Genomic DNA, 22699 nt, shown 5'->3' with positions numbered 1-22699 from the left:
TATTTGTGAAAAACAAAAAAACACCAATTTTAGAGATGGTGCTATTTTGACATTTGGGTTCAGGCGTATAAATCGACTTCGATCAAAATGAGTTATGATTCCTCATGTTCACCCGAGCTAATTCGTTTTTAAACCTGTGTTAGTACCAAGGCCTTACAAGGATAAAATCAAGCGCCTTTGTAAAGTTTCCCAGCCCAACGCCTCTCGGACTGCCGATGTTTTAAATTTATCGGTAAATGATATCCGGAGATCGGTTTCCTTCAGAACATCAAGGAGGCTGGTCATTGGTCAGCGACGTAACAATTCGGCTTTAATACGGGTTAAATTAGACGGTTCTGTCTGAGGTTCCAAAGGTGATAAGGTTATCCATCCGTTTCCATTGTCAGTAATCCGGATTTTGGGATTTTTAGGAGGCCCTGCATTAAGGCGTTCCAAACTTCGCGTATGCGCTCGTTCCTAGACAGGATATTCGTTATCTATTACGTTATGGCATTATCTTTGGTTTCGTCGCCGACACGGTAATGATTATAATCCGAGATCTAGCTTCCTTCAAGAATGAGCATCATGCTCCACTCCTCGCCACTAGTTTGTTTGAGCGACTATTCGGCAATATTTGTCTACCAAAATAATCTATTATCTTCGGGCTTTCACTCTTAAAGGAATTCCCTAACTCTCTCTAATATTTCTCGCTAATCGTTTGGACGCCATAGACTGTTTCTTCAAACTATAGCTTAAATCAGCCTGTAACTGAACCAAATGGTTAATAAACCAAGTAATAGATGTTCCGGAATCTCTATTAGAGCTGCTCTCGCTGAAAGATTTGCCGACTGTCTTACCCAAAATTTTGCTGTTATAGCACGATGAACTATCAACCAGAAGAAAGCGCCCGAAGTCATACTTTTTATATATAAATAATCCGAACCGGTAATCAAAAAAACCAGCCATACATATCCACCGAAACCCGCCCCCATCATGATATGCCCAATAAATCCCACAACTCTTGAACTGATCTTGTCTAATGGCTCCCAATTCGGCAGTAAAACTGAGGCAACAAAAGTCGAAATATCATTTTCCTTTAAATGTACTCTATATAAAATTTGATCAATTATAGTCGTAATTATTGTAGCTAACATTCCCGAAAGAGTCATTCTAAGAAAATAATCTTTAATCATGAACTCTTGCTCCGATTTCAAACTTTAACATGAGACCAGCTACAAGACCCCAAATAGCAGCGATTCCAATACCTTTCAGCCATGAATAATCATTTCCAGTCCAATTAAATAAGGAGGCAAGTCCAACTCCCCCAAAAGTTCCTGCAACCAGATTAGTCAATACTCCGAGAAGTAAAGAGAAATTTGTTATTAGCGTTCCTGGCGGAGTAATAGAAATTGCAGCATAATGGCTGGTTGTTGATGGCAAAACTCGAAATAAGTAAAGAATCCAGTTAACACTTACGGCTATTATCGTCGCTACAAAACCAGCGATACTTCTGCGCAGAACAGTGTCCATATTTGATCTTCCCTTCATTGAAAATATATTCCTTAACTGCCCTAGCAACAAGCCCCCAAGGTTACCTAGGATCAAGATATATATGATCCTTATAAGTTTTCCTATCCATTCACCAAAGAGAATCACATCAGGGTTTCTTTAACATCAAAAGTTTCAATCATTTTCTAATGTACATATTTCCCCACACTTTATCTAGCTTATTTTCTCCGATAACGAATCACTTATTCGCAGTCTTTGACTCTCTTCTCTTGAGGAAGTGGGATCACTTACAACTACGCTGGTACTCGGCAATAAAGAAGAAAAATCCTACCGATAATTGACAATATACCGGGGGATACTTAGAGGCTGAAGCTCACCCACAGGGAACACAGGAGTTTATTACTGCTTTTTCCGGTAAGCTGGTTGTCATCGTCGATGAACAGGAACTGACCATTGACCGTGGTTCATCCATTCGTTTTAAGGCCGATCGTCCTCATGTCTATAAAAATATCGGTGATGGTATTTGCCTTTTGAGCATGGTTATCTACTATCCTGAATAAAATGAGACTTATATACATAAAAAGGCGAGCTGCTTACAAAGAAGACAACTCGCTCTTATTAATAAAAGGCTAAATAAGTATCAAGGGAAACCCATCTAACATTCTTGGTTTCATTGCTCTGAGATAATCGCCTTGAGAAATCTAATCAAGAATATCATTGACAATTGGTCTACTCTTCTCCCGCCTTAAAGTTATAAATCGGCTTAATTACTTTCACAATATCTGCACTTTTGCAGTTCCAATCGTTTGTTGCTGATTGAGATAGTTTCCATACCGCAACCAATATCTACGCCCGCTAAATTAGGAACCACTTTATCCGTAATGGTCATCGTGGTTCCAATCGTGCAGCCAGCTCCAGCATGCACATCCGGCATGACCCTGATTTTGCTCGCTTTTACAAACTCCTGATTACAAAGGGTTTCAATCTGTGAAGCAGCCCCTTCTTCTAGAATATCGGTATACACCTTCGCTATATTATATTTCCCTTCAATTTGTACCATTGTTTACACCCGTTCCATTCCTATATTCTTAACCTACGAAGACGGCCTTATTTTGGAGAGCGAGAGGAATATTTTTCAACCTAATCTAACCAGTCTGTAACTTCTTTCCAAGAAACTCTGGGGCGTGGAAAAGGCTTTTCATTAGCATAACCCAGACAGATTGCGGCAATTAGTTGGTTTTCAGTGTTTAACCACGTTCGAATTTCTTCTTCTGCATAATATATATCACATACCCAGAGAGTTCCAAGCCCCTGATCTTGGGCGGTTAGCAACATATTTTGAATTGCTGCCGCAATTCCCTGAACATCAGTTAACCAGCGATTATGGTTTAATTGCCCATCTGCGTCAATGCAAGTATCAAAATAAGAATTCAAAACCATAATTACAACAGGTGCTTGATTCATAGCAGTAATCGTCTGGCTAAAGCTACCTGTGTTGACACCCTTAGATTTTCTTTCTTTTTCGGAACAAAACAAAAGACTTATTAAATCGTCCTTTTTCTTCCCTTCGATGACAATGAACCTCCAAGGTTGACGGTTCTTGCCCGAAGGGGCTAAAACTGCTGCTTCAAGAATTCTTTCAATTTGTTCCCTTGATACCTTTTCACTTTTGTATTTTCTAATACTTCTTCTTTGACTGATAGCTTCAAAAGTATCCATTTTAGTCCCTTTTCTTTAGTTAGTGTATATTTTACCCTCACACGGGCATTTCGAACAGTCTCATACTGCTCAATAATTCCTTCTTACATTGCTAATTGGATCTTTTTAATGCCCCAATGCTCCCGTCGTGGTAATTTATTTATCCTTAACGAAAAAGAGGCTTAGAATGCACTTTTATTGTTCATATCTTTACTTATTAGCGTGTACTGTGAAATATCTCATTATTGGCTTTGCTTTTGACCTTCTTTCAACTTCAACAAAACCAGCTTTTTCAAATGCAGAAGGAATGCCCGTCCACACAAAGGCATCCGGAATTTGTTCACTGTATGGTACAACCGGATAACCTTCAATTATTTTAACATTGTTATTCTCACAATATTTGATAACCCCATTTAGTAATTCAAGAGATATACTTTTTCTCCTAAAGGCTTTAGATATAAAAAAACAAGTTACAGACCACACCTGTTCATTATCAATTCTTTTTAAGACTCGTGAATTTTCGAGTCTTAAATATTCTTCCCTCGGCGCAACTGCACACCATCCAATTGGTTCATTATCTATATACGCCAAAACGCCTATTTTCCTATTTTCTTCAACCAGTGCTCGCATAGCACTTTTATTCTGTTCGCCCTTTTGGCGCTCAAAGTCAGATTTCTTTAAACGCCAGGACATGCACCAACAGCCACCACATGCTCCTCTTTCCCCAAATAGAATCTCAAAATCGTCCCACCGAGTAGAGTCCAAATCGTAAATCTTTAAGTTCAATTCTTTGTTTGAATAGATAAGCATAATAAGTCCTTTCTATAGATACTCTCAACCCACACCCCATGTCTCCCAGTAAACTTTCACTCCAACAAGCCCAACCAACCTTCAAAAGGGCCTTCCTTTGGAAAGCGGGGGGATAATCATCCAATGTCCCAACAACCCAGTAGCCATATTTGAGGTAAAAGTCTCTTGCTTGAAAACCAAAAGTAGTTAAGAACACTTTCCCACACCCTATTTCTTTTGCTAACTTTTCTACTTGAACTAAAAGTTGCCTACCTATTCCTTTTAATCTATATTGGGATTCTATCCACAAAAATTCGATATTTAACCACCCCCAGTAAGCTTCGGCATAAAGCCCACCAATTAAAGTGCCATTTTCATCATTAACCCGGAGGTTGATTGTTTTAATTGCGCCTTTTTTCTAATTTCTAAATGGTGAGGTGAAGTTGCATTATTGAACTCTCTAATCTTTGTTTGAAGTACTATTCTAAATTCGTCGCCAAAATCAAACTCAGTCGTTATGTTAAACTCATTCATTAAAAGATTTCCCTCCTTTCAATTAGATTTACTTTCCTTACTACCCAACGCTCTTGGCATGGACAATGGATTAAACAGGATGAAGCTCAACCCGGAGGGTATGAGTGGATCACCACATTCGCTAAAACGACAGAGCCAGTGATGTTGAGCATGCTACTCTGCCGCGTTCGCTCGGTCCATAATCTCCTGGATTATAGCGGTTTTGGCGTCTGCGTAGTTCTGCACGTGCCGCCATACACGCTGAGCCAAGCTTCGCTTGACACGCGCGTAGTTGTCCCGGTCGGTTTCGCTGGCCCGTAACCAATCGCGGAAGCGCAGCATTCGTTCAACTTCAGAGGTCCCCACGCTGAACACGTGAAGATTGATGCTGATATCGGACCCTTTGAACAGACGGTGTTCGAACCATTCGGGCTCCCGGACCCGCAGCGTGAAATCGGCCGTCTCCAAGTGCAGTACATAAGACAGCTCGTCGGCAGAGTCCGCCACGACCAGCAGCATATCAATGATTGGCTTGGCACATAGTCCCGGCACCGAGGTCGAGCCGACGTGCTCCACCCGCAATGCCTTGCTGCCTAGTGCAGAACGAACTCGGTTGGCCGCCTGTTCGAATTGTTCAGGCCAGCGCGGGTCGTATTCGACGAGGGTGATGGTCGCGTTGTGCGGTTTTAGTTCGCCTACCGTGATCCTATGACCCCTTCTGAAGTTTTCTCCAAAGCTAAGTCAATTCTCAAAAATCCGTGCTTTGATTTCTGAATCCATTGTAGATTTCTCTGATTGATGTCCTCTTTCCTAAGTCCTCTTCGAAAAAGGTTGAAATACCCACATGATGCTCATTCAATTTTTCCCAAAGTGGAGCAACTCTATCTAAGAGTTCTTTGCTACCTTCAACAAAGGTAATATTCAAAAAGCCACCTCTATACCATCATCAGTCTAACTCCCACAACGCTCCGGCTCGGTAATTAGAAACGTATAGAATATATTTCCTATTCATTTAGCTTTGAAAGTTCCCAAATAGTTCCCTTTTTCGATGGACAATGAATTCTATAAATGGCCCTATTATCAGACTCCCATGAAGGGAAACCCAACGCTACTCTCCAAATGTAAAGATCTAAAACATGTAATAAGGCGGTACATGCTTCATGAGGCTTATCATATGGGGTAATGTATACGAACATGTCACCAAGATTATGGCGGCATGAGCCAATTTTTTCAATCATTTTTATTTGAATTGGCCCTATTTTACTCCACATTTCCTTATATTCTTTATCAGTCATAGTTTTCTTTTCCATGTATTCCATTACTTCCACTCTCCAGCTCTTAATTTGCAATCGATAACGTATTCGAGAATATCGCAACAAAGCAGCTTAAATATTTTTGAATATTTGGGTTTCTTTCTTTTACTAATTCCACTAATTATCTTCCATTTCCTGCAATCAGGATGCAAAAAGGCCGGAGCCCCTCAAAGCACTCCGGTGAGTATACATGTTATAAAATTTCAAACCGTATGTTCTTCTTGAACTTAGCAAGGCGCAATCGGCGAGTGATTTGCCTTTAACGTTTTGTCAAAAATAACCCTTAAGTTTATTTAAGTTCGAGGGGCCTTCTCTTGCAATGCACGGAATTGATTCTTAATGCCTGCATAACAACGAGGGTTAGAGAGAGAACTGGAAGCGTGTCAAACAACAGCGCTTTTGTCAAATTAACCCCCCCTTTCATATATCCAATTCAAACATAAACGTTCGTCCCTTCAAAAGTACAGTAATAATCCTTTCACATTTAGTTCCCGACCAATGAACCTAAATTCGGTATGTTCAATACAATGAATGTATCAGGGTTACCTAATTTTATATTTTTGAACTCGTTAACACTGTTTAAAAGCAAAGTCATTCGGTTTTTCTGATTATACGTCTTATTAGGCCATGCCAGTGTGTTAAAAGGAGCACAATCGGAGGAGTACAAATGTTTATTTTTAAAAAAGGGTTATTGTATCCAGTTCGTGTTGAACGTCCTAATCCTCAGTTCGGGCAAATTATGCTCGAACATTATGGGGGAAAAGACAGTGAGTTCTCTGCTGCAACTCAGTACTTAAATCACCGGTCTAACATGCCGAATCATTATGTCAAAAATCTTTTAGGTCTAATCGCTGCAGAGGAAAAAAGCCATATGGAAATGATTGCGGTCGCTATTAAAATGCTTGGTGGCCCTCCTCTTAGTTATATAAATTCACAAGGTGTCCCCTGGAATATAGATTATGTGGATCAAAGTCTAGATCCTATTGCTATGCTTCAAGCTGATGCTGAAGCAGAGATAAGAGCGCGGGCATTATACAATCAGCATCTCACGATGACCAGTGATCCCGGACTTAAACAAATGATTAGTTTTTTAGGTAGCAGGGAAGATGCGCACAAACACCTTTTCCAAAAGGCCCAAGCTCTAATTTTAAAGGGAGCAACACCCGACCAATTTAAGCAGTTAATTTCCGAATATAAGGTAAGCTTCTATAAACGTAGTAGTGATAGTTTCTTAAAGAACCGCCGATAGGTGGTTCTTTATTAGATAGCAATCATTACGTTCATCGGTTAAATGAACCATCTATGTCCATTGTAAGCTACTCCTAACCCACAATAGCTCCTCAAGCACTATTCCAACAATCTATCGTCCCTGTCAACTTCAGCTCAAGTCATCCAGTATTTTTTCACTCCCACCTTCCCACCAAGCTTCGAAAGGAGCCTTCCTTTGAAATACGGGGAATTGAAAGACTCGTTACTTGACTGCCGGCTAGGCTTTAACAAGACGGCTATCTCCAAGGGTATATGCCTCTTGAGCTTAGCAAGGCGCAACAGCAACAGGAGGGTGATTTACGCTCGGGGATGTGACCGAAATGCTGCTGGGATAAGTTGTCTGGATTGACCCTAATATAGCTTTTTAGATGAGGGAATTCTTACTGAAGTAATCTTGATGATCGCCTCTTAAGATACTGCGTTATTTTTGATGGTGACAGCTGGGGCCGACATTATTTTTATAAATATTATAATATTTTAATTGTTTCTTCTTTATAATTATGTTAAAATATTCGTATAAGAACTTAATACTTACAAAGGAGGCTTATATTAATGAACTCTTACATTAATGCAGTTAAAGCTGAATTAAAGGATTGGAAAAAGGCTCTTTTATTAATTGTCTTAACAGTAGCAAGAATCATATATGGCTGGGCTTGGGTTAATGCTGGTTGGGAAAAGGTTACATCAGGGTGGTTTAACTTCAAAGGAGGTCACTCTGCTAAACTAATCGCCGGAATGGCTGCCAACATGCTCCCGCCCAAGGCACATGGCTTTGACCCTCTTTATATCAACAAATTGTGGTCATGGGTTGCAATCCATATCTTTAACGGAATGCCCAGTGTAACCGATTTCTTAGTCCCTATTTGTGAGATTGCCGTTGGTGTTGGCATAATTATTGGTTTTAGATTATTATGGGTTGCTCTTCTCGGGCTCTTCCTGAATGTACAGTTTATTGCTTCTGGTTCCGCCAATAATTTTGGTTATATTTGGACGGACATCATTGTTATGAATTTCGCAAAATACTTTGAGTTATTTGGTATTAGTGGATATTTGGCTTTTAAAAAAAGTCAAAAAGTGACCGAGAATAAAAAAATTGCTGCCTAAGATTATTTAAAGTTAGTATAGAGCATCGTATACTTTTCAAAGTATACGATGCCTTTTTGGGATAGAGAGCGTGAGAAAAGGATCCATAGTGCTAAGGTCGCTTTATGGTTCAGGCCTTAGCACTACAAACGCTTTCTCGATGGTTAGTATCTTTTTCATGTGACTCCTTTCCTTCCTCAACACTTGAATTTGTCGAGGCTTGTGGGAACATATAACTTTCAGCAAAATCCTTACGCCTGGTAATTGTCCAGGTGTAGGACATGTTAGCTCTGTAAGGGGTTAATAGCAAGTTAATTTATGTAGTTAGCAGAAGAATTGGCGTTTGGTCAAGTCCTCTTGTTCCATATGAGACAAAGATTACTACAATAAGTAATAATGCCTGAATCATTCCAAAATAAAGGTTTAAGCTGTAGCTACTGGAATATTGGTAATTTCCGCTTGGCTTAAAACCAATCTGATTGGATATAGTCAACATGTTATTCAACCAAGGACCAAGAAAAAAAGTTCCTATCGCTATCTGCATAATTATCATGACCCACTAAAATATTATCCAATAAAATTTGGTGAGACCCCACTTTGTAAAAACAGAATACAAAAGTCCAGTCAGTAAACAACCAATTGCGCCTGGAACAATAATAAAGTCATCAATCACTGTTAATAAAGATGTTACGGAATATAATTGAAATCCCGAATTTGGTTGAGCCTTCAATGCAAGAACCAAAACCATAGCCAATGCGGACCCTAACCAAGCACATGCAAACAACACATGGAAACCTTTGAGCCAAGTCTTGCTCTTAACACCTAATTCCATCAAAACATCCCTCCCTTTTATTACTCTATTACTATGATGAGCGATCATCTCATGCTAGTAACCTAGATTATCCCTACGGCTCAGTTTCCCAAGACAGCCACCCCGGCGGGATTCGCTCAAATATATGCATCAACTCCACGCCAAGTCAACCAGTATACTTTCACCTCAAACCTACCAACCAAGCTTCGAAAGGGGCCTTCTTTTGGTAAGCAGGGAATTGATTTCAGTTTCTTGTAGATAGAAAATATTTTGCCTGTTTTCTATCCAATTCTGAATATTCTCTTATCATACAACCAGCATGAATAGCGGGTTTTCATTATGTGAGTGTTTTCAGAACCGACACGGTCTCAACGTGCGTGGGGTTGCCAAATCGGCTCGGTAGAAAACACAGTGAGCCCTCAGAGGATTTTTTGAGCTCCGTATTCTGCTTAAGCCAGTTCCGTATAGTTCTTTGGCAATAGCTTTTTTAAACGATTTACATGGTGAACTAGACGTAGAATTTTTTCCTTAAACTTCTGGTTGTAAGGTTTTCCTTTTTTGATCATTTTATCGTCCTCCACAGGTTGTATTATATCCTAACTTACCTGTGTCCGACGAACCGAGTATGGGACAGTTCATTAACTGTTTTCATACTTGTCAATAAAGAGTTGGCCGTCACTCTCAAGTTCTGCGTATAATACCTCACTTACTGAATTAATTCCGACCTTTCTTAGTTCTTGGTAAACCCACTGATAACTTATGTTTAACTCCAGAAGGTTCCTTTTAAGTATTTTGCCATCAACAATAATCTCGGTTGGAATAAGAAACCTCGTAGCACTTGGAATATTCATATCCTGTCTCGTAACCGTTTGCTTCTCTTGCTTTTTGGACACACTGATTTGGCCGTTAGTTTCAATTACTGCGTAATCTACATCCTTAATAGAAAAAACATTGCTATTTCTCAGCATTGTGAGTAAGCCGTCCAAACTCAACCTCATTTCGGACATAACCTTTTGTTGAATTTTCCCTTTCTTTATTACAACTGTTGGTTCCCCATTTAAAACTCTTCTAATTATCCCTGACTTTAAACTGATAAACTCAACAAAAATTGTTAACCCCGTCCAAAGAATCAAACTACTTAAGCCTTCAATAGTCTTTATGTCTTTGTCACTTGCAAGCGACGCGGCAATGTTACCAAATGTAATCCCTGTAATATAATTAAAAAATGTAAGATGGCTGAGTTGTTTTTTACCTAATAGCCGAGTCAAGATTAATAGGACGAAGAATGCTAATAGTGTGCGTGGAAAAATGTCATAGTACATTTAGTATCTCCTTGTAAAAATAACTTCTTTAGTTAATATTCATCATCTAACAAGCGCGTATACCGTTTTACGAATCCTAATGGACTGAGTGATAACATTATTTATTCAATATGTATACTGTAAACAAATTCTGTGAGGATTTCGAATACCTGCAATAAAATGAACGTCCTATAGCCCTATACTCCGCCTTTTATTTTGATCCGATTCAAAATCTCTTTTAACAAAAATCAAAAAGTAATATATGTCATGCCAAAAAGGCAAGGATTAATTCCTGCCTTTTTTAATAAAAGTATTTGGAATTTGATATTAATGAACTCTCACCTTTTGCCCTGGATAAACTGGATGCGAATTACGGATATGAAGATCGTTAAAAACCGCCCTCAAGCATCTTGGGATGAAGGACATTTCCTGTAAACTACTCATGATTTTGACTAGGAAGAGGAGATTAAATGGCCCCAATAGTTTATGAGCTATTATCTTCTTGCTGTGGAGGATTTTTTAACATCGAAAGTTTATGCAAAACAAGTTTCACAGCAATGGCATCGTCAAGGTAGCCAATTGGGAAAATATAATCCGGGATGACGTCTGTAGATAATATAAAATATAATAGTGCGCTGCCCAGTAAGGCGCGATCAGTTGTCGTGGTGCTACTTAGGCAATATAATTCATACATCTGATTTAAATCATCAATAAAAGGGCCTAAACCTCCTACTTGCTGAATTTTCTCCTTGTAGTCCTCCAGAATAATTCGCTGCCCCTCTTCTGTTTGTGCATGATGCTCATAATTTGCTAATTTCTGCTCAATACGATTCTTTGTATATTGCATATCAAATAGATTAGCGGATAAAAGAATTTCTTGAATAGTCTCAACTGAGGCATGAATATCCGAATAAAATTCTTCTTTTTGTCGTCCAAATATATAACCTGCAGCTTCAAAAAAACGTTCAGCTGGTATGCCAAAGAATTCAGCAAATTGTTGTAAGTGTTTGGGTCTTGCTAATTGCTTACCGTTGATAATACGTGAAATTGTTGCTATATCAATTCCCGTTTGGGTACTAAATTTACGCATTGATAAGGAATGTTCTCTTAACAGTAATTTCAACATGACCCCAAGTTTTAAACTATTCCTTTCATCGCTCATTCTTGGTTATACCCCCCACAATTGGAATAAGATTCTGTTACTGTTTTATCAACATATGGCCCATAGTACTTGCGCATCTCCTCAAATTTATTAATAGGATGGAGCAAATAACGTTGAGGAGTGATGAAAATGGGGCTAAATAGTATGTTACTTATCTTTGCGATCGGAATCGCATCAAATATTGATAATGCAGGAGTTGGCATTGCGTATGGCGTAAGAAAAATTAGAATTACATTAATACCTAACTCTATTATCGCGTTAATGGGTTTCTCATTAGCTCTCGTAGGTGGTCTTTTTGGGAATTGGGTTTCTCTCTGGCTTACACCGTTAACATGTCAATTAATTAGCATGATAGTACTCGTTACCCTCGGGGTTTACGTGTTGGGTCAACAATTTTTAGCTAAAAACCCCGAGGGGATCTACGTGTTTAGTCAACAACGTCCAACTAATAAAACCATAGAGCAACCTTCAGATAACTTTTTTCGTGTGTTGCGCAACCCAGAGGAGGCTGATTTAGACAATTCGAAATCAATAAGCCTTTCTGAATCAGTAATACTAGGAATAGCTTTATCCCTAAATAATTTAGCAGGTGGATTTAGTGCTGGTATTACGAAACTTAATATCCTGACGACTTCCTTTGTTTCTGGATTGTTTTCTTTCTTATGCATTGGTCTATGTGTCGCCTTTGGGTTAAAGTTTGCTTCTGGGAGATTAGGGCAAAAAGCAACCGTAATCTCAGGTATTCTTCTCATTTTGGTAGGTCTGCGTCAAATAATAAGTTGATATTGTTAAGGTAACTTTAATAAAGCAGGAGTGGTTATCCCTTCCTGCTTTAATCTTTACGATTTATATAAGCCTTGATGGTTTATGTGATGTGTAACATATGCTAAATTGATATTCTCCTGATTCTAAATATAGAAGCAAGATCCAGAGAAATGTGTGAAAACCGTTAATCAATTTATCGTAAAGGAGAGACCTACTATGTATCAACAAAATAGAACTGAAAAAGCAACGGTAGAAAATAAAGAAGAATTAATCAAATGTTTGAATACTCTTTTGCCCAAACTAGAAGGATTAATACTTATTGGAGTCGGGTTATTTGAATTATCTAAGCATTTACATAGATGAATAATTCCACGGAAGTGCTGACCTTTGGATAAAGAAACACCCATGAAGCTGTCACTACTTGCAAGATTTAAAAATTTAAAAGTTTATATGTTATTTTATTATATTTCTAATAGTCCAGTGTATAATTGTTTACCCCTAATCCAATCCTATAGGAAGATATGCAATTAATGGGGTAAGGCAATGAAAAGATATATACAAAGGATTATCAGTGGAATCCTCCTGCTGATGGCAGCAATCATGGTTTCTATCGTTTTTACTGGTTATAACTCTTTGTGGTTAATGAGAAGCCAGCAACAAGGGGCTAATGAATTCAGGGCTATTGTTAAGCTTTCTTCTTGGTTTGGGTTACAAATCAAGAAAGAGATGGATAACGTGTACGGAGTAGGACAGAAGCACTCACAGAATGATACCGAAATAGTTACAGGCAGCTCAGCGGCGACATCCGCAACATCTTCAGTAACGGGAACTGGAGCATTATCCTCCAATTTACCTAACCTCAAAGGTCAATTGAATGTATTATTGTTGGGAGTAGATGCACGCCCTAGTGATAATTCACTAGGTAACAGTGATACCATCATTGTAGCTCATGTAGATACGACCAAAAATAGAGTAGCCTTTCTTTCAATTCCACGCGATACACAAATAATTGTACCTAAATATGATAAGCAAAAGATCAATGCCGTAGCCCGCCTTGAAAACGGTCAGGAGGCAACTGTGAAGACTGTGGAGCAAATAATTGGTCAGAAAATTGATGGCTTTGTCCAGGTCGATTTTTCCGATTTTAAAGAAATAGTCGATAACTTAGGCGGCATAACCATTAATGTGGAAAAAGATATGCATTATGAAACAGGAGACAAACAAGATGGTATCATTAATTTGAAAAAAGGGATTCAACGGCTAAATGGTGCACAGGCTTTACAGTACGCACGTTTTCGCCACGACCAGTTTGCGGATATCTCTAGGACAGCTCGCCAACAAACTGTTCTAAAAGCTATAGCCAAAGAATTGACCCAACCAAAAACTCTACCCAAACTACCTTGGTTACTCTCTCGAGCTTACCAGGCAATAAAAACTGACCTTGGTATAACAAAACTCTGGTCATTTTCTGGTATATTATTACGATGGGACCATGTAGAAGTTGTCTCACAAACTTTACCTGGCTATTTTGCAGAAGAAAAAAAGATTAGTTACTGGAAAATCATTCCTTCCCAAGCTCAAAAAGTAGCATCCCAACTTTTTGAACAAGGTAAAACAACTAGCATCTTTGCAAATCCTCCGGCAAAAACAACTCTCCATAAACCTGAGCAGATAAATCCGAACGGCAAGGATTATGTAAACTCATCGGAAGTAATCGCAGGACGGTCAGTTATGAATTCTCTAGCCGACAAGGCCGACCAAGTGGAACAGAGTTCACCAGTGAACACCTATGAATTTCAGTTTACTCAAGACGAGACGAGTATGAACTGATACGGGCCTTGAGAGGGTGGACAATGCTTTTATGGTAGGCTGGTTATTCTCTAAGAATACGAAATTACCAGCCTTTTTGTTGTCAAAATAATTGATGCGATTCAGTTAATCACCATGTAAATATTCTATTTTAAGCCATCGATTTTTATCGATGGCTTTTCGCATCCAAGAACTCATAGATTTCAATTATTTGAGTGACGAGTCTAGTTCATAAAAACAGATTAAGTATTGGACAAATAATTGGGCCGATGTCATAATGCCCTTTTTGCTATTTATCATTGGGTTATATTGTCAGACGACATGGGTAGCAATTCCGAATTTCTTACGTATTCTATTTTCAAACCAACGTTCAAGTTAGCTACAGCTAACCTAGTCAGGATAAAAGCATCATAAGGAGGTCAAATAAATGCTTACATTTTTAGCTGTGCCCAATTCATGATTTTCTACTAGCTTTTGACTCTATGAAATCATGAAACGCTTGTTGCCAAAACGGATTGACTTTCATAAAGTCCACCATGTTTTTAATGGCATCGATCGTTGCCGTTGAAAGGTAGTGTTCCATAGCTTCAGCCTCAGCAGCAAAGTCGCATTTGCTACATATTAGGGCCAGAAACTCCTGTAATAGTTGGTTTCTCGCTACTAAGTAGTACCCGATCTCTTTTCCTTTATCGGTAAGCATGATCACTCCATATCGTTCGTACTTTATGTAACTCTCGTCTCTTAATTTATAAAGGGCTTTTGTAACCGATGGCAAAGCAACGTTAAGCCTATTACTGATATCCGTTACCCTTACGGTATCGAGGGATAATGAAAACCGATATATTTCCTCTAAATAATCTTCCAAGCTGGGGGTTAGCATGTACGGCACTTCCTTTGATCACCTTGTTTTCCTATGTCGATTTTAGTTTTAAATTCCTTATTGGAAGCATTTAGCGCTAAAATCATTCTCACCCTATCAATATGCTGTTCAGGTATATCAGTATGTTCTTTCTAATACGCAATGACTCTATTAAATAAAATCAAACTGGGGGTTTAAAGAAATGAGTGAAGGTTTCAACCTGTCCCGAACATCACTTCCATTACCATTACCATTGCCAAAAGAAACTTTGAAAGTAAAAGCCAAAAGTGTGCTTAAATTTCTAGGTCCTGCGTTTATCGTAAGTGTTGCTTACATTGACCCAGGTAACTTTGCCACCAATATTAGTGGAGGTTCAGTTTTCAATTATAGTCTAATTTGGGTCATTCTTTGGAGTAATTTGATGGCGATTTTTTTACAAAGTATGTCTGCAAAATTAGGGATCGCTACGGGTTACAATTTACCGGAAATGTGTTCGAAAACATTTTCCCGTAAAACCAACTGGTTTTTCTGGCTTGAGGCTGAATTTGCTGCTATGGCTACTGATTTGGCTGAGTTTCTTGGCGGTACATTGGGCTTGTATTTGCTATTCCATATTCCCATGATTTATGCCGGTCTCCTCACTGGCGTACTTACTTTCTTAATTGTGTACATGGAGAAATATGGGCAAAGGGTCGTGGAGTGGATTATTGGTACCTTAGTGGCGGTCATAACCATTGCTTACACTATAGAAGTGTTTCTAGCTAAGCCAGATTGGGCTCAAGTAGGTATCCACACACTAATTCCGTCACTCCCCAATGGCGAAGCCGTCTTAATAGCGGTTGGAATGCTTGGAGCAACGGTTATGCCTCATGTAATCTATCTTCACTCGCAACTGGTTCAGGCCAGAAACAACAAAGATTATACAGAAGAACAAAAGCGTAAGCATTTACGTATGGAGCAAATCGACATTGCCATTGCCATGAACATTGCGTTTCTCGTCAATGCTGCTATGGTCATTGTCGCCGCAGCAGTATTTTTTAAAAACGGCATGGCTGTGGATACGATTGAACAAGCACACAAATCATTAGCTCCTCTTCTTGGAACACTGTCCAGCGGAGCATTTGGAATTGCTTTATTGGCTTCGGGTTTGTCATCATCAGCTGTGGGTACTATGGCCGGTCAAACCATTATGAAAGGTTTTGTTGGCTTGAGTATCCCTATTAATATCCGGAGATTGATCACGATGACCCCGGCTTTGATGATCATCGCTTCAGGTATCAATCCCATGAATGCTCTTGTCATGAGCCAAGTTGTATTGAGCTTCGCCCTCCCATTTGCCATTGTGCCGATGCTGTTAATTACTAGTCGTAAAGACTTAATGGGGCGCTTAGTCAACAAGTCTCTAACCAAAATAGTAGGCTGGATTATCACAAGTCTTATTGTTGGTTTAAATGCAGTACTGCTTTACCTGACTTTCACCGGTAGCGTATAATGAATTCTCTTAAGGTTTAAGTATTTAGAAATATTAAGAAACAGTGAGCATAGGGCCGGGCGTATACCTCGGCCCTATTGAATAATGGATGGGTGGTGTTTCAATTGACTGAAAATAGCCTTCATCAAAGCCAAAAGCAGATCTTAATCTCAATTAGTTTAGTTGGTCTAATATTAGCTGTAAAACTGGTTTTTGCTGTAATAACCAATAGCCTTGCCCTTTTGAGCGATTCTTGGCACTTAATAACTGATTTTGCATCGCTACTGATCAGCTGGTGGGGGTTAAAAGTAGCAACAAAACAAGCGGACTGCAAAAATACATATGGCTACTATCGATACAGTGTTCTTTCGGCGTTAATAAACAACGTATCCCTAATAGGTATTTCTCTCTTTATATTTTATAAAGCTGTAGACCGTTTTCTTCACCCAGTTGTTGTGGAACCGCATGGGATGATTTTCGTGGCTTTTGCTGGGATAATAGTCAACAGTTTAATTGTCCTTAATTTGAAGCAACACGCCAACAACTTGAATGTAAAAAGTGCTTTCCTCCATTTTGCAGGAGATGCCCTTGCCGATTTAGGAGTACTTTTGGGCGGAGTAGTTATTATTTTTACAGGATGGTCAAAGGTTGATACGTTATTGAGTTCAATCCTTGCTTGTCTGATCTTAAGAAGTGCTTTTAAAATGACTCGTGAATGTCTACACATCTTCTTGGAATCCGTGCCCGGCAATCTTTCGATTAACGAACTCAGAGTATCTATTTTAGCCATTGATGGCGTTCGAGGAGTAAGTGATATTCATGTCTGGGCGATTTCCCAAGAAGTTATATCCTTGACAGCTCATGTTTGGGTTAAGGAGTTAGATAAGGAACAAACGTTGGAGCTTTTGCACAAAATACAACACACCTGCTACGAGAAATTTGGGATTGCCCATACAACAATACAATTTGAATATTGCGCTTGTAGTAGCTGTTTTCACAATAAGATTGACCATAAGAAACAATGTTCGTTGTGCATTGATTTGTGTCCTACGGGTTAGTATATCCGTCTCTGGCTTTGTGTAATTTTCTAATCTCAATCCTGTTATAATAATTCAAAAAATTTTTTCAGGAGACTTTTTACATGAACAATATTAGAGAAACAATTATAGGCGTATTTCAGATTGCCTTGATCAATCTTGTAATGTCAGGAGACAATCTAGGAATAATAGCACTTGCTATAAAAAACCTGCCCAGAGAGTATGCAAAAAAAGCAAGTGCTACAGGTATCATAGGGGCTATCCTATTAAGGATTTTCTTTACACTCATCATAACACTTATCATGAGGATTGATTGGCTACCGATAAAGCTTATAGGCGGAATTGTACTTATAAAAATAACATGGGATTTCATAAAGCCACAGGAAAAAGAGCAAACACTTTTGGAAAAATCCTCTGCTACCTTTTGGAGCGCAGTTCTAAGCATTATATTAGCAGATATTGCAATCAGCTTAGACAATGTCCTGGTAATCGGTGTGGCTGCAAAAGGGAATATATGGCTTATTATTTGGGGCCTCTTAATAAATGTTCCAATTATATTTTTTGGCAGTCAGCTTCTTAATCAATACTTCCATATGCTCTTTCGGCTTTTCTCTAACCATTTTGCCAATTTCTATTGACGCATTTATTTCTACTGTAGTTGCGCCTGCCACACGGGCTGCGTTAAACACCTATTTCTCAGCGGCTACTATTTCTTACATAACCCTCTTCTAATCTAGATTTGGATTTCGTGGTTTTTTATTCGTTCCTTTAGGTTTAAAATCTTATATTCTATTGTTCTTGCTGTCTTTATAAATTCGTTGTCACTTTTTCCTGTAGGATCTTCAAGACCCCAGTCTTATAAAATAACGTATGACGAATAAAACCCACCATACGTTATTTTTGGAAAGACCTATCATTTCTTACTACATCGGCTGCCCGTTTTTATCGAAATACTTTTTACCCCAGTTTAAGGCAACATTGACTAGCGCAATCATTACTGGAACCTCAATCAACGGTCCAATCACCGCAGCAAAAGCCTGGCCGGATTTAATCGTAAATACAGCAACTGCTACGGCAATAGCCAGCTCAAAGTTATTACTTGCTGCTGTGAAAGAAAGACTCGTGGTTTGGGCGTAATTCACACCCATTTTCTTGCTTATGAAGAAGGACAGAGTAAACATAATGATAAAATAAATCACGAGGGGAATAGCAATACGTACTACATCCATGGGCAATTTTACAATGTAACTTCCCTTATAAGAAAACATAATCACAATGGTGTATAACAAGGCAATCAGGGCCAGAGGGCTAATTTTAGGTACAAAGGTCTTTTCGTACCACTCTTTGCCTTTAGCGGGTTCTAAAAATATGCGAGTAAGCATACCGGCGAAGAAAGGAATCCCCAGATAAATCGCCACGCTGCTTGCAACTTCCTTAATTGACACATGAATCGCCATACCTTGCAGCCCGAAAACTCCGGGCAAAACGGTAATAAACAGGTAAGCGAAGATCGAATAAAATATCATTTGAAAAACTGAATTGAAGGCTACCAGAGCTGCAGCATACTCTGAGTCACCTTTAGCCAAGCTGTTCCATACTATAACCATGGCAATACAGCGTGCTAATCCGATTAAAATAAGACCTACCATGTATTCCGGTTTATCGCGCAAGAAGGTAACAGCCAAAAGAAACATTAAAATCGGACCGATAATCCAATTTTGTACTAGAGATAAACCTAAGACCCTAGTGTTTTTAAACACCTCGCCGAGTTTACGGTAATTAACTTTAGCCAGAGGCGGATACATCATAATAATAAGACCTATAGCAATTGGAATAGAGGTTGTGCCAACCGACAGTTTATCCAGCGAGTCGGCGACGCCTGGGAACAAATACCCTGCACCTACTCCCACAATCATGGCAAGAAAAATCCATAAGGTCAAAAAACGATCAAGGAATCCGAGTTTTGCAGTTTTTATGCTCACCTTTCCGCCCCCATTTTATATTAATTCTTGTTGGTTAATCGTTCGCATAAATCTGGATCTTTTCTGATCCGTGATGGCATGATTTGTTTGAGTTTTAATTTCAAGGATTGGGCATAACTTGCTAACAAAGTTTCTTCGTCTCCAGAGAACACCGTACTAAAGACTTCTGCATTCAGAGAGTAATAAATCCATTTACCTTCCTTAGAATCTCGTAAAATACCAGCGTGTTTAAGTATCTTTAAATGATGGGAGACTGCTGGTTGGGAAAGACTAAGTCGTTCAATAATTTCACAGACACACATTTCCTGTTCAGAGAGCATATCAACGATCGTCAACCTAGTTTCATCACCCAAAGCCTTGTAAAACTCAGCAATTTTCTCAAGTCGAATTGTAATAATAATACCTCCAATTATTAATATATTTAAGTTTATCGATATTACAATTATAATATTTTGAGTTTTTGTTTACAACTCATTCGCCACTTTGAGGACAGCTTCAACAACTTGTTCTATTTTGAAGACATTCTCCGCCGCTATCGCTTGGGTTAAAGAGTCGAACGTGATTAAAGCCCTGTACTTCTTTAGTTCACCGTAGAGCATCTCAAGTACCCCAATCGAATCATCAAAAGGGGCTTTGCATTAATATCTAACAAAACCCCGAAGTCCTACATAATAAGATTAAAGAAATACCCAGTAACCATGATAGCCAAAGCGATGATGGTCACAAAGATAGCAATTAATTTAGGTTTGAGAACTTGTCTTAGAATAATCATCTCTGGCAAGGAAAGCGCAGTAACCGACATCATGAAGGCCAGAACGGTCCCTAAAGGCATTCCTTTCTCCATCAGTGCATTAACAATAGGAATTGTACCAGCCGCGTTGGAGTAAAGTGGGACACCAATTGCTACTGCAATAGGCACTGCAAACGGGTTGCCTTTTCCGGCATACTTAACTAAGAAGTCAGCAGGTGCATAACCATGGATTACTGCACCAATGGCAATACCTATGATGACATAAAGCCAAACCTTTTGCAGTATTTCAACAGCATAGTCTTTGGCGTATTGCAACCGATCCTTCCAGCTTAATTCCGATTCAACATATTCAATTTGTTCTTCTGCAAAATTAACTGTATCTGAACAACAAGTCTCATCGTTAGTACATTTTGCTGCAGTACCAATCTGGTATACATAATCTTCAACCAGGTGTTCTAACTTAAGCCTTCCAATAACGATCCCACCAAGTATAGCCACTACCAAACCACTGGCAATGTAGATAAGAGCAATCTTCCATCCAAACATAACCCATAACATGCCTAGCGCAACTTCATTAACCATAGGGCTTGAAATCAGGAAGGAAAAAGTAACTCCGAGAGGTACACCAGCTTCTACAAAACCTATGAACACCGGCACAGCAGAGCAGGAGCAAAAGGGCGTAACGATTCCCATCAGCGCCGCGATGATGTTACCGATAAACTCTTTATTGTGGCTCAGGATCTTCTTAGTCTTTTCCGGTGGGAAAAAGCTCCTGATCATTGTTACCAAGAAAATAATCAGGGACAGCATTACTAGAATTTTTACTGTGTCGTAAATAAAAAAGTTAACAGCAGAGCCCAACTTGGTTTCAGGAGAGAGGCCCATTAAATTATAGACCAGGTAATTTACAAAAGCCTCCCACATAAACCTTTACCCTTTCTTAGCTAATTCAGTGGTAATTATTTCAGTTACCTTAGCCTTCGATGGAACCATGCCGGAGATCATAACCTGGTTGTTGATGACAAGTGCAGGAGTTCTCATAACCTTGTATGCAGCGATATCTTTAAAATCTGTTACCTTGGTTACATTGACATCGACACCAAGTTCGACTACTACATCATGAACTATTTGTTCGAGCTTTTTGCAGTTTGCACAACCGGGACCCAAAACTTTGATATCCATTTCATACTCACCTCCCTTCATTGTTCTTTTTAGCGAGACAGTTTAACGGTTTCGTGTTCTTTAAGGATTGAGCCAAGGTCAGTTTTGACTATGAGCCCTGCTAAGAAGATTAAAAGGAACAAAGCCAAACCGTAATAACAGAAAAAGCTTTGATAACCAATAACCTTTATTAACCTGCCGCCCAATGCCGTACCGATTCCGCCACCGCCCATGAAACAAAAGGCGACAAGTGACATCGCAGCCCCACGTGCCTTCGCGGCAAACTCAGTGGCGATAGTGAGCAATGTGGAGTGGGCGAGCATAAATCCTAGACCTAGTAAAGCAACGCCAATAATAAGTACCCCTATTAGGTCTCCTTTGATAAAAAACAAAAGGTCAGCTGCCATCGCAGATATAAGCCCAGCTAATAGGACTTTCTTTCTCCCCAATTTTTGAGCTAACTTACCGCTTAGACGACCGCCAATGACTGCCGTGACACCAAAGGCCGTCATGATCAAACCTATTGCAAGATAATTAAACTTGTAAACGCTTTCGATAAATGCTCCGAGATAGGAAAAAGAACCTAAAATTAAAAACCCCTCGATTAAAACTACTAAATACAATGTTGCACTATGGCTTTTGCCAAGTAATCGACCATAGGGGGCAAGAAACTCGCTATTAGGATTTTTTGCGGAAGGAATTTTCCTACCTGTAGTGGCAAAGAGAATTGTAACTATTGCTGCCAGCAATGCATAAACAATGAAAACTCCGCGCCAACTTACAAAGAATGCAATAGAACCTCCAATTGCCATGCTCAGGCCTTGACCCAAAAAGGAAATTCCCATAAAGGTACCGATAGCTGCTTGGCGCTCAGACATTGGAACAAGGTCCGCAATCAGGGCTAATGAAACAGGCATTACAGAGGCTGCAAATGCTCCTGTTAATGCCCTGTAAAGGCTAAGATCTGCCAAGCCTTTGCCTAGAGAGGTTAATGCTGCTGCAAAGGTGAATAAAAAAATTGCTAAGGTTAGAATTTGTCTTTTGCCGAATCTGTCTGCTAACGGTCCAAAAACCAATTGGAAAAGTCCGAAGGGAATCATATACGATGTTATTAACAAGCCCGCGGAAGTAACTGGAACCCCAATGTTTTGAGCTATTGCTGGCAAAATTGGTGAGACAACCCAGTTATCTGCCATTACGATAAAACCTGCCAACCCTAGAATAAGAAGCACAGTGCTCTTTTTCATCTCAACTCCCCCTTAATTTGAACAAGATAGACCAGTTGAAATTTATGCCACCTCCTAGTTATATATTCAAATATGTAAATATGTATATATGAAATATACCCCCTTTATACAGGAGATGTCAATAGGTATTTGTCCTATATTAACATATGCTCATATATTAGGCATGAAATAAGCACTTTGCTTTATAATT

27 protein-coding genes and 3 pseudogenes are annotated in these 22699 nt (G+C 39.2%); 9 read left to right on the top strand and 21 right to left on the bottom strand.

From position 1 onward, the window contains the following. Positions 1 to 731: 731 nt before the first annotated feature. On the bottom strand, positions 732 to 1172 hold the full coding sequence (locus tag VZF35_RS26585; RefSeq protein WP_407309698.1) for a hypothetical protein: 441 nt from the start codon (positions 1170 to 1172) through the stop codon (positions 732 to 734). Then, on the bottom strand, positions 1165 to 1527 hold the full coding sequence (locus VZF35_RS26580) for a hypothetical protein (RefSeq protein ID WP_407309696.1): 363 nt from the start codon (positions 1525 to 1527) through the stop codon (positions 1165 to 1167). Before VZF35_RS26580 ends, VZF35_RS26585 begins: the two co-directional genes overlap by 8 nt. Before the next feature lie 323 nt (positions 1528 to 1850). Here VZF35_RS26580 and VZF35_RS26575 point away from each other — a divergent pair. After that, a pseudogene (locus tag VZF35_RS26575) lies at positions 1851 to 2048 on the top strand (cupin domain-containing protein); the annotation flags it as partial. A gap of 227 nt (positions 2049 to 2275) precedes the next feature. Here VZF35_RS26575 and VZF35_RS26570 read toward each other — a convergent pair. From VZF35_RS26570 to VZF35_RS26535, 8 genes and pseudogenes are all read right to left on the bottom strand, one after another. Then, positions 2276 to 2548 (bottom strand): annotated as a pseudogene (locus VZF35_RS26570) (RtcB family protein); the annotation flags it as partial. Positions 2549 to 2628: 80 nt separating this feature from the next. Then, the gene (locus VZF35_RS26565) at positions 2629 to 3207 is read right to left on the bottom strand and encodes a nitroreductase family protein (protein WP_407309694.1); all 579 of its coding nucleotides are present in this window, start codon (positions 3205 to 3207) and stop codon (positions 2629 to 2631) included. A 189-nt stretch (positions 3208 to 3396) separates the two neighbouring features. After that, on the bottom strand, positions 3397 to 3879 hold the full coding sequence (locus tag VZF35_RS26560; RefSeq protein ID WP_407309692.1) for a GNAT family N-acetyltransferase: 483 nt from the start codon (positions 3877 to 3879) through the stop codon (positions 3397 to 3399). A 43-nt stretch (positions 3880 to 3922) separates the two neighbouring features. Next, the gene (locus VZF35_RS26555) at positions 3923 to 4294 is read right to left on the bottom strand and encodes a GNAT family N-acetyltransferase (protein WP_407314850.1); all 372 of its coding nucleotides are present in this window, start codon (positions 4292 to 4294) and stop codon (positions 3923 to 3925) included. A gap of 41 nt (positions 4295 to 4335) precedes the next feature. Beyond that, positions 4336 to 4509: a hypothetical protein gene (locus VZF35_RS26550; RefSeq protein ID WP_407309690.1), complete on the bottom strand. Its 174-nt coding sequence runs from the start codon at positions 4507 to 4509 to the stop codon at positions 4336 to 4338. A gap of 153 nt (positions 4510 to 4662) precedes the next feature. Beyond that, positions 4663 to 5157 carry a GrpB family protein gene (locus VZF35_RS26545; RefSeq protein ID WP_407314848.1) on the bottom strand — a complete coding sequence of 165 codons (495 nt, stop codon included), beginning with the start codon at positions 5155 to 5157 and terminating at the stop codon, positions 4663 to 4665. A gap of 79 nt (positions 5158 to 5236) precedes the next feature. After that, positions 5237 to 5413, bottom strand: coding sequence for a hypothetical protein (locus VZF35_RS26540; protein ID WP_407309688.1), 177 nt, complete (start codon positions 5411 to 5413; stop codon positions 5237 to 5239). A gap of 79 nt (positions 5414 to 5492) precedes the next feature. Further along, positions 5493 to 5807, bottom strand: a complete 315-nt coding sequence (locus VZF35_RS26535) for a hypothetical protein (RefSeq protein WP_407309686.1) — start codon at positions 5805 to 5807, stop codon at positions 5493 to 5495. Positions 5808 to 6468: 661 nt separating this feature from the next. Here VZF35_RS26535 and VZF35_RS26530 point away from each other — a divergent pair. Continuing rightward, positions 6469 to 7050 (top strand): manganese catalase family protein, encoded by a 582-nt coding sequence (locus VZF35_RS26530; protein WP_407309684.1) that lies wholly within the window; start codon positions 6469 to 6471, stop codon positions 7048 to 7050. A 572-nt stretch (positions 7051 to 7622) separates the two neighbouring features. Then, complete coding sequence (locus VZF35_RS26525) at positions 7623 to 8174, top strand: DoxX family membrane protein (protein WP_407309682.1); 552 nt, start codon at positions 7623 to 7625, stop codon at positions 8172 to 8174. 538 nt (positions 8175 to 8712) lie between these two features. On the opposite strand, the gene VZF35_RS26520 is transcribed toward VZF35_RS26525, so the two are convergent. From VZF35_RS26520 to VZF35_RS26510, 3 genes are all read right to left on the bottom strand, one after another. After that, a complete protein-coding gene (locus tag VZF35_RS26520) occupies positions 8713 to 8985 on the bottom strand; it encodes a hypothetical protein (protein ID WP_407309680.1) in 273 nt (90 codons plus the stop codon). 617 nt (positions 8986 to 9602) lie between these two features. Further along, a complete protein-coding gene (locus VZF35_RS26515) occupies positions 9603 to 10286 on the bottom strand; it encodes a YetF domain-containing protein (protein WP_407309678.1) in 684 nt (227 codons plus the stop codon). 463 nt (positions 10287 to 10749) lie between these two features. After that, on the bottom strand, positions 10750 to 11427 hold the full coding sequence (locus VZF35_RS26510; protein ID WP_407309676.1) for a DUF1232 domain-containing protein: 678 nt from the start codon (positions 11425 to 11427) through the stop codon (positions 10750 to 10752). Positions 11428 to 11556: 129 nt separating this feature from the next. On the opposite strand from VZF35_RS26510, the gene VZF35_RS26505 reads away from it, so the two are divergent. The 3 genes from VZF35_RS26505 (at position 11557) to VZF35_RS26495 (ending at position 14022) form a co-directional block, all read left to right on the top strand. Continuing rightward, on the top strand, positions 11557 to 12210 hold the full coding sequence (locus VZF35_RS26505; RefSeq protein WP_407309674.1) for a manganese efflux pump: 654 nt from the start codon (positions 11557 to 11559) through the stop codon (positions 12208 to 12210). Positions 12211 to 12408: 198 nt separating this feature from the next. Then, entirely contained in the window at positions 12409 to 12555 is a 147-nt protein-coding gene (locus tag VZF35_RS26500; protein ID WP_407309672.1) for a hypothetical protein, read from the top strand. Between the two features lie 180 nt (positions 12556 to 12735). Beyond that, the gene (locus tag VZF35_RS26495; RefSeq protein WP_407309670.1) at positions 12736 to 14022 is read left to right on the top strand and encodes an LCP family protein; all 1287 of its coding nucleotides are present in this window, start codon (positions 12736 to 12738) and stop codon (positions 14020 to 14022) included. Between the two features lie 433 nt (positions 14023 to 14455). Here the strand turns inward: VZF35_RS26495 and VZF35_RS26490 are convergent, their stop codons facing one another. Then, a complete protein-coding gene (locus tag VZF35_RS26490; RefSeq protein ID WP_407309668.1) occupies positions 14456 to 14881 on the bottom strand; it encodes a metal-dependent transcriptional regulator in 426 nt (141 codons plus the stop codon). 181 nt (positions 14882 to 15062) lie between these two features. Here VZF35_RS26490 and VZF35_RS26485 point away from each other — a divergent pair, with 181 nt between their 5' ends. The 3 genes from VZF35_RS26485 (at position 15063) to VZF35_RS26475 (ending at position 18006) form a co-directional block, all read left to right on the top strand. Next, a complete protein-coding gene (locus tag VZF35_RS26485; RefSeq protein ID WP_407309666.1) occupies positions 15063 to 16352 on the top strand; it encodes an Nramp family divalent metal transporter in 1290 nt (429 codons plus the stop codon). A 95-nt stretch (positions 16353 to 16447) separates the two neighbouring features. Then, positions 16448 to 17389 (top strand): cation diffusion facilitator family transporter, encoded by a 942-nt coding sequence (locus tag VZF35_RS26480; RefSeq protein ID WP_407314846.1) that lies wholly within the window; start codon positions 16448 to 16450, stop codon positions 17387 to 17389. 83 nt (positions 17390 to 17472) lie between these two features. After that, positions 17473 to 18006 carry a YjbE family putative metal transport protein gene (locus VZF35_RS26475; protein ID WP_407309664.1) on the top strand — a complete coding sequence of 178 codons (534 nt, stop codon included), beginning with the start codon at positions 17473 to 17475 and terminating at the stop codon, positions 18004 to 18006. A 95-nt stretch (positions 18007 to 18101) separates the two neighbouring features. On the opposite strand, the pseudogene VZF35_RS26470 reads toward VZF35_RS26475, so the two are convergent. The 7 genes and pseudogenes from VZF35_RS26470 to VZF35_RS26440 all read right to left on the bottom strand — a co-directional run. Continuing rightward, positions 18102 to 18224, bottom strand: a pseudogene (locus tag VZF35_RS26470) (arsenate reductase ArsC); the annotation flags it as partial. A 67-nt stretch (positions 18225 to 18291) separates the two neighbouring features. Continuing rightward, positions 18292 to 19350, bottom strand: coding sequence for an ACR3 family arsenite efflux transporter (gene arsB / locus VZF35_RS26465; protein ID WP_407309662.1), 1059 nt, complete (start codon positions 19348 to 19350; stop codon positions 18292 to 18294). A 20-nt stretch (positions 19351 to 19370) separates the two neighbouring features. Further along, entirely contained in the window at positions 19371 to 19724 is a 354-nt protein-coding gene (locus VZF35_RS26460; protein ID WP_407314844.1) for an ArsR/SmtB family transcription factor, read from the bottom strand. A gap of 90 nt (positions 19725 to 19814) precedes the next feature. Further along, the gene (locus VZF35_RS26455; protein ID WP_407309660.1) at positions 19815 to 19949 is read right to left on the bottom strand and encodes a hypothetical protein; all 135 of its coding nucleotides are present in this window, start codon (positions 19947 to 19949) and stop codon (positions 19815 to 19817) included. 65 nt (positions 19950 to 20014) lie between these two features. Continuing rightward, positions 20015 to 21025 carry a permease gene (locus tag VZF35_RS26450; RefSeq protein ID WP_407309658.1) on the bottom strand — a complete coding sequence of 337 codons (1011 nt, stop codon included), beginning with the start codon at positions 21023 to 21025 and terminating at the stop codon, positions 20015 to 20017. Between the two features lie 6 nt (positions 21026 to 21031). After that, positions 21032 to 21304, bottom strand: a complete 273-nt coding sequence (locus VZF35_RS26445) for a thioredoxin family protein (protein ID WP_407309656.1) — start codon at positions 21302 to 21304, stop codon at positions 21032 to 21034. 8 nt (positions 21305 to 21312) lie between these two features. Further along, complete coding sequence (locus VZF35_RS26440; RefSeq protein ID WP_407309654.1) at positions 21313 to 22509, bottom strand: MFS transporter; 1197 nt, start codon at positions 22507 to 22509, stop codon at positions 21313 to 21315. Between the last annotated feature and the right edge of the window lie 190 nt (positions 22510 to 22699).

The sequence above is a fragment of the Desulfosporosinus paludis genome (assembly GCF_045689965.1).
In the GTDB taxonomy this organism is placed as follows: Bacteria; Bacillota; Desulfitobacteriia; order Desulfitobacteriales; family Desulfitobacteriaceae; genus Desulfosporosinus; species Desulfosporosinus paludis.
This window is presented reverse-complemented; position numbering and strand designations above follow the sequence as displayed.

Excerpts from the sequence above, each read along its gene's own strand:
- VZF35_RS26445 (WP_407309656.1), bottom strand. The coding sequence starts at position 21,304 with ATGAAGGGAGGTGAGTATGAAATGGATATCAAAGTTTTGGGTCCCGGT.
- VZF35_RS26500 (WP_407309672.1), top strand. The coding sequence starts at position 12,409 with ATGTATCAACAAAATAGAACTGAAAAAGCAACGGTAGAAAATAAAGAA.
- VZF35_RS26585 (WP_407309698.1), bottom strand. The coding sequence starts at position 1,172 with ATGATTAAAGATTATTTTCTTAGAATGACTCTTTCGGGAATGTTAGCT.
- VZF35_RS26530 (WP_407309684.1), top strand. The coding sequence starts at position 6,469 with ATGTTTATTTTTAAAAAAGGGTTATTGTATCCAGTTCGTGTTGAACGT.
- VZF35_RS26450 (WP_407309658.1), bottom strand. The coding sequence starts at position 21,025 with ATGTGGGAGGCTTTTGTAAATTACCTGGTCTATAATTTAATGGGCCTC.
- VZF35_RS26550 (WP_407309690.1), bottom strand. The coding sequence starts at position 4,509 with ATGAATGAGTTTAACATAACGACTGAGTTTGATTTTGGCGACGAATTT.
- VZF35_RS26525 (WP_407309682.1), top strand. The coding sequence starts at position 7,623 with ATGAACTCTTACATTAATGCAGTTAAAGCTGAATTAAAGGATTGGAAA.
- VZF35_RS26580 (WP_407309696.1), bottom strand. The coding sequence starts at position 1,527 with ATGAAGGGAAGATCAAATATGGACACTGTTCTGCGCAGAAGTATCGCT.
- VZF35_RS26440 (WP_407309654.1), bottom strand. The coding sequence starts at position 22,509 with ATGAAAAAGAGCACTGTGCTTCTTATTCTAGGGTTGGCAGGTTTTATC.
- VZF35_RS26475 (WP_407309664.1), top strand. The coding sequence starts at position 17,473 with ATGAACAATATTAGAGAAACAATTATAGGCGTATTTCAGATTGCCTTG.
- VZF35_RS26560 (WP_407309692.1), bottom strand. The coding sequence starts at position 3,879 with ATGTCCTGGCGTTTAAAGAAATCTGACTTTGAGCGCCAAAAGGGCGAA.
- VZF35_RS26565 (WP_407309694.1), bottom strand. The coding sequence starts at position 3,207 with ATGGATACTTTTGAAGCTATCAGTCAAAGAAGAAGTATTAGAAAATAC.
- VZF35_RS26505 (WP_407309674.1), top strand. The coding sequence starts at position 11,557 with ATGGGGCTAAATAGTATGTTACTTATCTTTGCGATCGGAATCGCATCA.
- VZF35_RS26520 (WP_407309680.1), bottom strand. The coding sequence starts at position 8,985 with ATGGAATTAGGTGTTAAGAGCAAGACTTGGCTCAAAGGTTTCCATGTG.
- VZF35_RS26510 (WP_407309676.1), bottom strand. The coding sequence starts at position 11,427 with ATGAGCGATGAAAGGAATAGTTTAAAACTTGGGGTCATGTTGAAATTA.
- VZF35_RS26490 (WP_407309668.1), bottom strand. The coding sequence starts at position 14,881 with ATGCTAACCCCCAGCTTGGAAGATTATTTAGAGGAAATATATCGGTTT.
- VZF35_RS26455 (WP_407309660.1), bottom strand. The coding sequence starts at position 19,949 with ATGCTCTACGGTGAACTAAAGAAGTACAGGGCTTTAATCACGTTCGAC.
- VZF35_RS26515 (WP_407309678.1), bottom strand. The coding sequence starts at position 10,286 with ATGTACTATGACATTTTTCCACGCACACTATTAGCATTCTTCGTCCTA.
- VZF35_RS26485 (WP_407309666.1), top strand. The coding sequence starts at position 15,063 with ATGAGTGAAGGTTTCAACCTGTCCCGAACATCACTTCCATTACCATTA.
- VZF35_RS26495 (WP_407309670.1), top strand. The coding sequence starts at position 12,736 with ATGAAAAGATATATACAAAGGATTATCAGTGGAATCCTCCTGCTGATG.
- VZF35_RS26535 (WP_407309686.1), bottom strand. The coding sequence starts at position 5,807 with ATGGAATACATGGAAAAGAAAACTATGACTGATAAAGAATATAAGGAA.